Genomic DNA, 11,195 nt, shown 5'->3' on the forward strand with positions numbered 1-11,195 from the left:
GACTGCCGCGACTACTGCCCGGACTCCGCCGGCGAGCCCCCGGCGTGCGACCGCGGCTCCAGATCGAACTCCCCGTCCCGCGCTCCCAGCACGAACGCCCGCCACTCCGCCTCGGTGTAGCGCAACACCGTGTCCGGGTCGAGCGAGGACCGCATCGCCACCGCCCCCTCGGGCAGGTAGGCGATCTCGACCCGCTCCTCGTGCTCCTCGGTGCCCGGCGCGCAGTGCCACTCGACACCGGAGATGTCGAGGGCGTAGAGCTCGTCCCGCTCCCGCTCCTTGCGTGCCTTGATCTCCTCAGCCGTCTCCGCCATGCCGTAGCGACCCCTTCCCGACGTACTGTTGCGAACGTCCGGATGCCGTACGAACGATCCGAACCTGTTCACCCTAGTGGCGCCGGCCGCCCCGTCCGGCAGGTTCGGAGACCAGCGCAAAGACGCCCCTGACCGCCTGGTACCCTGGTCGACGGCCGTTTGTGTACGCACCCCCGGAGCGAGCTCTCGCCCTGGAGGCCGCGCCCAGCGGATCCCTGCCTTCCGAGTCACGGAAGCTCCCCCGAGAAGCAGACCGGGGGCACTCGGTGGCCATCACAGACTATGAGGAGTACGCGTGTCGCTCGACGCCGCTACGAAGAAGCAGATCATGTCCGAGTTCGGTACCAAGGAGGGCGACACCGGCTCCCCCGAGGTCCAGGTCGCTCTGCTGTCGCGTCGGATCTCCGACCTGACCGAGCACCTCAAGACCCACAAGCACGACCACCACTCCCGCCGTGGCCTGCTGATCCTCGTCGGTCAGCGCCGCCGGCTGCTGCAGTACCTGGCGAAGAAGGACATCCAGCGCTTCCGTGCGCTGGTCGACCGCCTCGGCATCCGCCGCGGTGCGGCGGGCGCCAAGTAAGACGCCGTGAGGGGAGCGGTTCCCGGCAGGAAAGGGGACCGCTCCCTTTGCTGTACGTGCGGAGTGTCACCGCTGCTTTGTAGTGTGGTAGCACAACGCAATACGGACGACACAGCACGACAAGAGGAAGAGGAGAAGCGCGCCTAGCCGCCGCCGGTCCTCGGTAGTGGCCCCCGGGGGAAGTGAGCCCCGGGTGCTTCGATCGAAGACCGGCCCGCACCGCACGGAGCGCTTCTCCGCCACCGTCCCCCTGCCACACGGGCAGCGAGGGACGAAAGACGACAAAGTAACGGAGAAAACGCTAGTGGAGAACGAGACCCACTACGCCGAGGCCGTCATCGACAACGGCACCTTCGGCACCCGCACCATCCGCTTCGAGACGGGCCGCCTGGCCAAGCAGGCCGCCGGCTCCGCCGTGGCGTACCTGGACGACGACACCATGGTGCTGTCGGCCACCACCGCCTCCAAGAACCCCAAGGACCAGCTCGACTTCTTCCCGCTCACGGTGGACGTCGAGGAGCGGATGTACGCCGCCGGCAAGATCCCCGGCAGCTTCTTCCGCCGTGAGGGCCGCCCCTCCGAGGACGCGATCCTCACCTGCCGCCTGATCGACCGCCCGCTGCGCCCCTCCTTCAAGAAGGGCCTGCGTAACGAGATCCAGGTCGTCGCCACGATCATGGCGCTCAACCCCGACCACCTGTACGACGTCGTGGCGATCAACGCCGCCTCCGCGTCCACGCAGCTGGCCGGCCTGCCCTTCTCCGGCCCGATCGGCGGCGTCCGCGTCGCGCTGATCAACGGCCAGTGGGTCGCGTTCCCGACGCACACCGAGCTCGAGGACGCCGTCTTCGACATGGTCGTCGCGGGCCGTGTCCTGGAGGACGGCGACGTCGCGATCATGATGGTCGAGGCCGAGGCCACCGAGAAGACCATCCAGCTGGTCAAGGGCGGTGCCGAGGCGCCGACCGAGGAGGTCGTCGCCGCCGGTCTGGAAGCCGCCAAGCCCTTCATCAAGGTCCTGTGCAAGGCGCAGTCGGACCTCGCCTCCAAGGCCGCCAAGCCGACCGGCGAGTTCCCGATCTTCCTGGACTACCAGGACGACGTCCTGGAGGCGCTCACCGCCGCCGTCAAGCCGGAGCTCGCCCAGGCGCTCACCATCGCCGGCAAGCAGGAGCGCGAGGCCGAGCTGGACCGCGTCAAGCAGCTCGCCGCCGAGAAGCTCCTGCCGGAGTTCGAGGGCCGCGAGAAGGAGATCTCCGCCGCGTACCGCTCGCTGACCAAGACCCTGGTCCGCGAGCGCGTCATCAAGGAGAAGAAGCGCATCGACGGCCGCGGTGTCACCGACATCCGCACGCTGGCCGCCGAGGTCGAGGCGATCCCGCGGGTCCACGGCTCCGCGGTGTTCGAGCGTGGCGAGACCCAGATCCTGGGCGTCACCACCCTGAACATGCTCCGCATGGAGCAGCAGCTGGACACGCTGTCGCCGGTGACCCGCAAGCGCTACATGCACAACTACAACTTCCCGCCGTACTCCACCGGCGAGACCGGCCGCGTCGGCTCCCCGAAGCGCCGCGAGATCGGTCACGGCGCCCTCGCCGAGCGCGCCCTGATCCCGGTCCTGCCGACGCGCGAGGAGTTCCCCTACGCGATCCGCCAGGTCTCCGAGGCGCTCAGCTCGAACGGCTCGACCTCCATGGGCTCGGTCTGCGCCTCCACCATGTCGCTGCTGAACGCCGGTGTGCCGCTGAAGGCCCCCGTCGCCGGTATCGCCATGGGCCTGATCTCCCAGGAGATCGAGGGCGAGACGCACTACGTCACCCTCACCGACATCCTCGGTGCGGAGGACGCCTTCGGCGACATGGACTTCAAGGTCGCCGGCACCAAGGAGTTCGTCACCGCCCTCCAGCTCGACACCAAGCTGGACGGCATCCCCGCCTCCGTCCTGGCCGCCGCCCTCAAGCAGGCCCGTGACGCCCGCCTCCACATCCTCGACGTGATGATGGAAGCGATCGACACGCCGGACGAGATGTCCCCGAACGCCCCGCGGATCATCACCGTCAAGATCCCCGTGGACAAGATCGGCGAGGTCATCGGCCCCAAGGGCAAGATGATCAACCAGATCCAGGAGGACACGGGCGCCGACATCACGATCGAGGACGACGGCACGATCTACATCGGCGCCGTCGACGGCCCGTCCGCCGAGGCCGCCCGTACGACGATCAACGGCATCGCCAACCCGACGATGCCCGAGGTCGGCGAGCGCTACCTGGGCACGGTCGTGAAGACGACCACCTTCGGCGCCTTCGTGTCGCTGCTCCCGGGCAAGGACGGTCTGCTGCACATCTCGCAGATCCGCAAGCTCGCCGGCGGCAAGCGCGTGGAGAACGTCGAGGACGTCCTCGGCGTCGGCGCGAAGGTCCAGGTGGAGATCGCCGAGATCGACTCGCGCGGCAAGCTCTCCCTCATCCCCGTGATCGAGGGCGAAGGCGACGACGACAAGAAGGACGACACCGACCAGTGACGTCGACCCGCTCGACGGCGACGGCCCGCACCTCCTCGGAGGCGCGGGCCGTCGCCCGTACCCAAACCCTGATCAAGGGCACCAACGGCATCGGCGTCGTCCGCAAGACCACCCTCCCCGGTGGCCTGCGCATCGTCACCGAGACCCTCCCCTCGGTCCGCTCGGCCACCTTCGGCATCTGGGCCCACGTCGGCTCCCGCGACGAGACGCCCGCGCTCAACGGCGCCACGCACTACCTGGAGCACCTGCTCTTCAAGGGCACGAGCCGCAGGTCCGCCCTGGACATCTCCTCCGCGCTCGACGCGGTCGGCGGCGAGATGAACGCGTTCACGGCGAAGGAGTACACGTGCTACTACGCGCGCGTACTCGACACCGACCTGCCGCTCGCCATCGACGTCGTCAGCGACATGCTGACCGGCTCGCTCATCCTCGAAGAGGACGTCGACGTCGAGCGCGGCGCCATCCTCGAAGAGATCGCCATGACCGAGGACGACCCGGGCGACTGCGTGCACGACCTGTTCGCGCACACGATGTTCGGCGACAACCCCCTCGGCCGCCCGGTCCTCGGCACGGTCGCCACGGTCAACGCCCTGACCGCCGACCGCATCCGCCGCTTCTACAAGAAGCACTACGACCCGACCCACCTCGTGGTCGCGTGCGCCGGCAACATCGACCACGCCACGGTCGTACGACAGGTCCGTGCCGCCTTCGAGAAGGCCGGTGCCTTCAAGGAGGCCGTCGCCGAGCCCGTCGCCCCGCGCAGCGGCCGGCGCGCCCTGCGCACCGCCGGCCGGGTCGAGCTGATCGACCGCAAGACCGAGCAGGCCCATGTCGTGCTCGGCATGCCGGGCCTGTCGCGCACGGACGAGCGCCGCTGGGCCCTGGGCGTGCTGAACACCGCCCTCGGCGGCGGCATGTCCTCCCGCCTCTTCCAGGAGGTCCGCGAGAAGCGCGGCCTGGCCTACAGCGTGTACTCGTACACCTCGGGCTTCGCCGACTGCGGCCTGTTCGGCGTGTACGCCGGGTGCAGGCCGTCGCAGGTGCACGACGTGCTGAAGATCTGCCGCGACGAACTCGACCACGTCGCCGAGCACGGCCTCTCGGACGACGAGATCGGACGCGCGATCGGCCAGCTCCAGGGCTCCACGGTCCTCGGCCTGGAGGACACCGGCGCGCTGATGAACCGTATCGGCAAGAGCGAGCTGTGCTGGGGCGAGCAGATGTCCGTCGACGACATGCTGGCCCGGATAGCCTCGGTCACCCCGGACGACGTCCGCTCGGTCGCCCGCGAGATCCTGGGACGGCGGCCCTCCCTGTCGGTCATCGGCCCGCTGAAGGACAAACAGGCGGACCGCCTGCACGACGCCGTCGCCTGACAACCCCTGGTGAAGGAAGCACAAGAGATGAGCAAGCTGCGCGTGGCGGTCCTCGGCGCCAAGGGCCGGATCGGTTCGGAAGCGGTCCGAGCCATCGAGGCCGCCGAGGACATGGAACTGGTCGCCGCGCTGAGCCGCGGCGACAAGCTGGAGACGCTGGCCGAGACCGGCGCCCAGGTCGCCGTCGAACTGACGACGCCCGACTCGGTCATGGCCAACCTCGACTACTGCGTTCGCCACGGCATCCACGCGGTCGTCGGCACCACCGGCTGGACCGACGAACGCCTCGCGCAGCTGAAGGGCTGGCTGGAGCAGTCCCCGGAGACGGGCGTGCTCATCGCGCCGAACTTCTCCATCGGGGCCGTCCTGACCATGAAGTTCGCGCAGATCGCCGCCCCGTACTTCGAGTCCGTCGAGGTCGTCGAGCTGCACCACCCGAACAAGGTCGACGCCCCCTCCGGCACCGCCACGCGCACCGCCCAGCTCATCGCCGAGGCCCGCCGCACCGCCGGCTCCGCCCCGGCCCCCGACGCCACGGCCACCGCCCTGGACGGTGCCCGCGGCGCCGACGTCGACGGAGTGCCGGTGCACGCCGTCCGGCTGCGCGGCCTGCTCGCCCACCAGGAGGTCCTGCTCGGTGCCGAAGGGGAGACCCTGACGGTCCGGCACGACTCGCTGCACCACAGCAGCTTCATGCCGGGCATCCTGCTCGGCGTCCGCCGTGTGGGGAGCGTCCCGGGCCTGACCTTCGGCCTGGAACACTTCCTGGACCTGAGCTGAGTCCCTGACCGTCATGCGCGCGAAGCTCACCTACGCCCTCACGGCCGCCGTCCTGGTCGTCTACTTCCTCCTGGTCGGCAGCCGCGGCGTCCTGCTCATCGAGACCGGCACGCCCCTCACCGTCACCTTCGGTGTCGCGGTGCTGATCCTGCCGGGCATCGGCCTGTGGTTCCTGTGGAAGAACACCCAGTTCGTCCGCAGGGCCAACGCCCTCGCCGCCGAACTCGACGCCGAGGGCGGCCTGCCCGTCGACGAACTGAGGCGCACGCCCAGCGGACGGATCGACCGGGACTCGGCCGACGAGGTCTTCGCCCGGCGCAAGGCCGAGACGGAGGCCGCCCCCGACGACTGGCGCACCTGGTTCCGCCTCGCCGTCGCCTACCACGACGCCCGCGACACCCCGCGCGCCCGCAAGGCAATGCAACGCGCGATCGCCCTGCACGACGGCAAGCAGCCCGAGACGGCCTGAACCGCACCCCGCTCAGGCCGGAACTCATGCCGGAGGGGCCGGACCGTTCGCGGTCCGGCCCCTCCGGCACGAGAATCCGGGGTCACCCCGGAAACGTCAGTGCGGGCGGTACTCGTCCGCCCATGCCTCCACCGCGTCCGCCGCCCGGTCGAACGCCTCCCCGCGGCCCAGGAAGTCGGCGTTGTGCGTGGTCAGCAGCGCCGGCGCACCGTCGGGCGACTGTCCCTGCCGGACGACCAGCAGCGCCTGCCCCTGCACCGTCCGTGGCAGCCCCAGCCAGCGCACCGGCTGCTGCACCGTGCGCACGGCCGCGACCTGCTCCCAGGACGCCGTACGGGTCGTGAGGAAGCCCACGTGCCGCAGCCCGCGCGCGCTCACCCACACGCCGACGCGCAGCAGCCGCAGCGCCCCGGCGATGACCAGCAGCGCGAGCCCGAAGACCACACCGGCCGAGGCCAGTTCGGCCGTCGCCGCGATGATGACCGCCGCGAACAGCACGAACGAGGCGAGCAGCAGCGCCAGCGCCGCCGCCCCCACCCGCCAGGGCCCGGGCCGGTACGGCCGCCGCCAGCGGTCACGGTCGTCGTAGGGCAGCGGAATGTCGTCCGTCGCCTCGAAAACGCGGTCGGCCGTCAGGAAGGGCAGGGGCACGGCTGGTCCTCACTCGATCCATGCGTGGGCTGTGCCCGGTGAGGCTACCGATCTGTGTCCCCGGTCACCACCGGCGGGGGGCCGGATGGAGTCATCGCCGGTCTGCGGCGGCTCAGTTCTTCTGCGACGCCTGCGACTGCTGGGGCTGCGAGCCCGGGTGGTCGCCCGTCGACAGCGCGGGCGTCCCGATGACCAGGGAACCCACGAGCCCCGCCACGATGGTCAGACCCAGCAGCCAGCGCCCGGCCATCTGGCCGACGGACAGCCGCTCACGCGGTGGGGGAGTGACATTACTGCGGAACCTGTCGGCCTCGGCAACGAAGGCAAACGGTACGGGTTCACGCCGACCGAACATCAGGGGTGCTTCTCCTTCGGGATGGAACGAATCTCTCTCGTCCGTAAGGACGAACGAACTCCCTCAGTGGTGCCCTGTTTCACCGACTTCATTGCGGCACGCCACCGATCGCACGCATTTCGCCGGGCCGTAGAGTGGCGTCGCGACACGACGAGATGGGAAGGCCCTGCCAACCGTGACCGACACCCCCGCCGACGACCCCAAGCCCAGCTACCGCAGCGATGTGACCGTCGAGCTGGTCAAGCACACCGCGTCCGACGCGGACGTCCTGTTCGCCGCCCGTGTCTCGACGATCGGCGAGCAGTCCCTGGACGAGCTGAACAAGGACCCCGAGCGCTCCAAGGGCCTGATCAACTACCTGATGCGGGACCGGCACGGCAGCCCCTTCGAGCACAACTCGATGACCTTCTTCATCAGCGCCCCGATCTTCGTCTTCCGCGAGTTCATGCGGCACCGCGTCGGCTGGTCGTACAACGAGGAGAGCGGCCGCTACCGGGAGCTCCAGCCGGTCTTCTACGTCCCCGACGAGTCCCGCAAGCTCGTCCAGGAGGGCCGCCCCGGCAAGTACGTCTTCGTCGAGGGCACCCAGGCCCAGCAGGAACTGGTCGGCCGCGTGATGGAGGACTCCTACCGGCAGGCGTACGAGGCCTACCAGGAGATGCTCGCCGCCGGCGTCGCCCGCGAGGTCGCCCGCGCGGTCCTCCCGGTCGGCCTGTACTCCTCGATGTACGCCACCTGCAACGCCCGCTCGCTGATGCACTTCCTCGGCCTGCGCACCCAGCACGAGCAGGCCAAGGTCCCGTCCTTCCCACAGCGCGAGATCGAGATGGTCGGGGAGAAGATGGAGGCCGAGTGGGCCCGGCTCATGCCGCTCACCTACGCGGCCTTCAACGCCAACGGACGCGTGGCGCCGTAACGCGCCCCGGTTCCCCGATCAGGTACAGATGTACGGTTCAGCCGCACGAAGTGTCCGTATTGCGGCATTTCGAGTAGTTCATCTAGCCTGATCAAACGGGTCCGGCACTGCTTGAACCCCCGAGCAGGCAGTGCCGGGCTCCACCTTTGTCATGACTTGTCGCCTCCCCCTAGGGCAGACCCGGTCCTGAGCAACGAGTAGCGTGTAACCCATGGCTCCGACCTCGACTCCGCAGACCCCCTTCGGGCGGGTCCTCACCGCCATGGTCACGCCCTTCAAGGCGGACGGCGCACTCGACCTCGACGGCGCGCAGCGGCTCGCCACCCACCTGGTGGACGCAGGCAACGACGGCCTGGTCATCAACGGCACCACGGGCGAGTCGCCGACCACCAGCGATGCGGAGAAAAGGGATCTCGTACGGGCGGTCCTGGAGGCGGTCGGCGACCGCGCCCACGTCGTGGCCGGTGTCGGCACCAACGACACCCACCACAGCATCGAACTCGCCCGCGCGGCGGAGCGCACCGGCGCACACGGCCTGCTGGTAGTGACCCCGTACTACAACAAGCCCCCGCAAGAGGGCCTCTACCGGCACTTCACCGCCATCGCCGACGCCACCGAGCTGCCGGTCATGCTCTACGACATCCCCGGCCGCAGCGGCGTCCCGATCAACACGGAGACGCTCGTCCGTCTCGCCGAGCACCCCCGGATCGTCGCCAACAAGGACGCCAAGGGCGACCTGGGCCGAGCGAGCTGGGCCATCGCCCGCTCGGGCCTCGCCTGGTACTCCGGCGACGACATGCTGAACCTGCCCCTGCTCTCCGTGGGCGCGGTGGGCTTCGTCTCGGTCGTCGGCCACGTCGTCACCCCCGAGCTGCGCGCCCTGGTCGACGCGTACACCTCGGGCGACGTCCACAAGGCCACCGAGATCCACCAGAAGCTGCTCTCGGTCTACACGGGCATGTTCCGCACCCAGGGCGTGATGACGACCAAGGCGGCGCTCGCCCTGAAGGGCCTGCCCGGCGGGCCCCTGCGCGCCCCCATGGTCGAGTGCGCGCCCGAGGAGATCGAGCAACTCAAGATCGATCTTGCCGCCGGCGGGGTACAGCTCTGACATCAGACTTCGCGCGGCCCCCGCGCACCTGCTTCACAACTGAATAAGCGGGCCACCGGTGCCCGCACCACCCATACGACAACTGCTTCTGCACGAACGTCATGCGCGCCACGTGCCCCACCGGTACGTGGCGCGCGTGGTTGAGGAGAGTCTTTTGAGTCATCCGCATCCCGAACTCAGCCCGCCCCCGCCGCTCCCCGAAGGCGGCCTGAGGGTCACCCCGCTCGGCGGCCTCGGCGAAATCGGCCGCAACATGACGGTCTTCGAGTACGGCGGCCGCCTGTTGATCGTCGACTGCGGAGTGCTCTTCCCCGAGGAGGAGCAGCCCGGAATCGACCTGATCCTGCCGGACTTCTCGTCCATCAGGGACCGCCTCGACGACATCGAGGGCATCGTCCTCACGCACGGCCACGAGGACCACATCGGCGGCGTTCCCTTCCTCCTGCGCGAGAAGCCGGACATCCCGCTGATCGGCTCCAAGCTGACCCTCGCCCTGATCGAGGCCAAGCTCCAGGAGCACCGCATCCGCCCCTACACCCTCGAGGTGGCGGAAGGGCACCGCGAGCGCATCGGCCCCTTCGACTGCGAGTTCGTCGCGGTCAACCACTCCATCCCCGACGCGCTGGCCGTCGCCATCCGCACCCCGGCAGGCATGGTGGTGCACACCGGCGACTTCAAGATGGACCAGCTCCCGCTGGACAACCGCCTCACGGACCTCCATGCATTCGCACGCCTGAGCGAGGAGGGCATCGACCTCCTGCTCTCGGACTCGACGAACGCCGAGGTCCCGGGCTTCGTCCCGCCCGAGCGGGAGATCTCCAACGTCCTGCGCCAGGTCTTCGGCGGTGCCCGCAAGCGCATCATCGTCGCGAGCTTCGCCAGCCACGTCCACCGCATCCAGCAGATCCTGGACGCGGCGCACGAGTACGGCCGCCGCGTCGCCTTCGTCGGGCGCTCCATGGTCCGCAACATGGGCATCGCGCGCGACCTCGGCTACCTCAAGGTCCCCCCGGGCCTGGTGGTGGACGTCAAGACGCTCGACGACCTCCCGGACAGCGAGGTGGTCCTCGTCTGCACGGGCTCCCAGGGCGAACCCATGGCGGCGCTGTCGAGGATGGCCAACAGGGACCACCAGATCCGCATCGTCCAGGGCGACACGGTGATCCTGGCGTCGTCCCTGATCCCCGGCAACGAGAACGCGGTCTACCGCGTGATCAACGGCCTCACCCGCTGGGGCGCCAACGTGGTCCACAAGGGCAACGCCAAGGTCCATGTCTCCGGCCATGCCTCCGCGGGCGAGCTGCTGTACTTCTACAACATCTGCCGCCCGAAGAACCTGATGCCGGTGCACGGCGAATGGCGCCACCTGCGCGCCAACGCCGAGCTGGGCGCCCTGACCGGTGTCCCGCACGACCGCATCGTCATCGCCGAGGACGGCGTCGCCGTCGACCTCGTCGAGGGCAAGGCCAAGATCTCCGGCAAGGTCCAGGCCGGCTACGTCTACGTCGACGGGCTCTCGGTCGGCGACGTGGGAGAGCCGGCCCTCAAGGACCGCAAGATCCTCGGCGACGAGGGCATCATCTCGGTCTTCGTGGTCATGGACTCGTCCACCGGGAAGATCACCGGTGGCCCGCACATCCAGGCCCGCGGCTCCGGCATCGAGGACTCCGCCTTCAGTGATGTGATCCCCAGGATCACGGAGTCCCTCGAGCGCTCCGCCCAGGACGGGGTGGTCGAACCCCACCAGCTCCAGCAGCTCGTTCGCCGCACGCTGGGCAAGTGGGTCTCGGACACCTACCGGCGCCGGCCGATGATCCTGCCTGTGGTGGTCGAGGTCTGACGGTCCGTCGGGCCCGAGCAGGCGCCAACTGGGAGCGGGGCTCCTCGATTTGCATCGAGGAGCCCCGCTCCAGTAGGTTTACAACTCCTTCCGAAGGGGCACCCGGCCGACTCAGGCACGGGAACCATGCCCGGCCGACGAAGGGAAATCCGACTCAGAATCTTCTGATAAAGTCGGAACCGCCGGAAAGGGAAACGCGGAAGCGGGAACCTGGAAAGCACCGAGGAAATCGGATCGAGAAAAGATCTGATAGAGTCGGAAACGCAAGACCGAAGGGAA

General features: G+C 69.1%; 11 protein-coding genes. 8 read left to right on the forward strand and 3 right to left on the reverse strand.

The window, feature by feature from the left end; all coding sequences use genetic code 11:
- Positions 1-11 precede the first annotated feature (11 nt).
- Positions 12-314, reverse strand: a complete 303-nt coding sequence (locus tag ACFZDA_RS33995; RefSeq protein WP_391089065.1) for a DUF397 domain-containing protein — start codon at positions 312-314, stop codon at positions 12-14.
- A gap of 295 nt (positions 315-609) precedes the next feature.
- Between ACFZDA_RS33995 and rpsO the strand changes: the two genes are divergently transcribed.
- The 5 genes from rpsO to ACFZDA_RS34020 all read left to right on the forward strand — a co-directional run bounded on the left by rpsO (position 610) and on the right by ACFZDA_RS34020 (position 6,043).
- The gene (gene rpsO / locus ACFZDA_RS34000) at positions 610-897 is read left to right on the forward strand and encodes a 30S ribosomal protein S15 (protein WP_010042739.1); all 288 of its coding nucleotides are present in this window, start codon (positions 610-612) and stop codon (positions 895-897) included.
- A gap of 304 nt (positions 898-1,201) precedes the next feature.
- The gene (locus tag ACFZDA_RS34005; protein WP_086563210.1) at positions 1,202-3,418 is read left to right on the forward strand and encodes a polyribonucleotide nucleotidyltransferase; all 2,217 of its coding nucleotides are present in this window, start codon (positions 1,202-1,204) and stop codon (positions 3,416-3,418) included.
- Positions 3,415-4,794 (forward strand): insulinase family protein, encoded by a 1,380-nt coding sequence (locus ACFZDA_RS34010; RefSeq protein ID WP_391089066.1) that lies wholly within the window; start codon positions 3,415-3,417, stop codon positions 4,792-4,794. The genes ACFZDA_RS34005 and ACFZDA_RS34010 overlap by 4 nt, the downstream gene beginning before the upstream one ends.
- Positions 4,795-4,821: 27 nt before the next feature.
- Positions 4,822-5,574: a 4-hydroxy-tetrahydrodipicolinate reductase gene (gene dapB / locus ACFZDA_RS34015; RefSeq protein WP_391089068.1), complete on the forward strand. Its 753-nt coding sequence runs from the start codon at positions 4,822-4,824 to the stop codon at positions 5,572-5,574.
- Between the two features lie 13 nt (positions 5,575-5,587).
- The gene (locus ACFZDA_RS34020; RefSeq protein WP_391089070.1) at positions 5,588-6,043 is read left to right on the forward strand and encodes a hypothetical protein; all 456 of its coding nucleotides are present in this window, start codon (positions 5,588-5,590) and stop codon (positions 6,041-6,043) included.
- A 96-nt stretch (positions 6,044-6,139) separates the two neighbouring features.
- Here ACFZDA_RS34020 and ACFZDA_RS34025 read toward each other — a convergent pair whose 3' ends face one another.
- Together ACFZDA_RS34025 and ACFZDA_RS34030 are read right to left on the reverse strand one after the other, a co-directional pair.
- Positions 6,140-6,694 carry a hypothetical protein gene (locus tag ACFZDA_RS34025; protein ID WP_391089072.1) on the reverse strand — a complete coding sequence of 185 codons (555 nt, stop codon included), beginning with the start codon at positions 6,692-6,694 and terminating at the stop codon, positions 6,140-6,142.
- A 112-nt stretch (positions 6,695-6,806) separates the two neighbouring features.
- Positions 6,807-7,049 carry a hypothetical protein gene (locus tag ACFZDA_RS34030; RefSeq protein ID WP_020273645.1) on the reverse strand — a complete coding sequence of 81 codons (243 nt, stop codon included), beginning with the start codon at positions 7,047-7,049 and terminating at the stop codon, positions 6,807-6,809.
- Between the two features lie 175 nt (positions 7,050-7,224).
- Here ACFZDA_RS34030 and thyX point away from each other — a divergent pair, with 175 nt between their 5' ends.
- The 3 genes from thyX (at position 7,225) to ACFZDA_RS34045 (ending at position 10,916) form a co-directional block, all read left to right on the forward strand.
- Positions 7,225-7,965, forward strand: a complete 741-nt coding sequence (gene thyX, locus ACFZDA_RS34035; RefSeq protein ID WP_391089074.1) for an FAD-dependent thymidylate synthase — start codon at positions 7,225-7,227, stop codon at positions 7,963-7,965.
- A gap of 211 nt (positions 7,966-8,176) precedes the next feature.
- Complete coding sequence (gene dapA, locus ACFZDA_RS34040; RefSeq protein WP_391089075.1) at positions 8,177-9,076, forward strand: 4-hydroxy-tetrahydrodipicolinate synthase; 900 nt, start codon at positions 8,177-8,179, stop codon at positions 9,074-9,076.
- Positions 9,077-9,230: 154 nt separating this feature from the next.
- Positions 9,231-10,916 (forward strand): RNase J family beta-CASP ribonuclease, encoded by a 1,686-nt coding sequence (locus ACFZDA_RS34045; protein ID WP_391089077.1) that lies wholly within the window; start codon positions 9,231-9,233, stop codon positions 10,914-10,916.
- Positions 10,917-11,195: the final 279 nt, after the last annotated feature.

The organism is Streptomyces sp. NPDC007991, assembly GCF_042958445.1.
GTDB lineage: Bacteria > Actinomycetota > Actinomycetes > Streptomycetales > Streptomycetaceae > Streptomyces.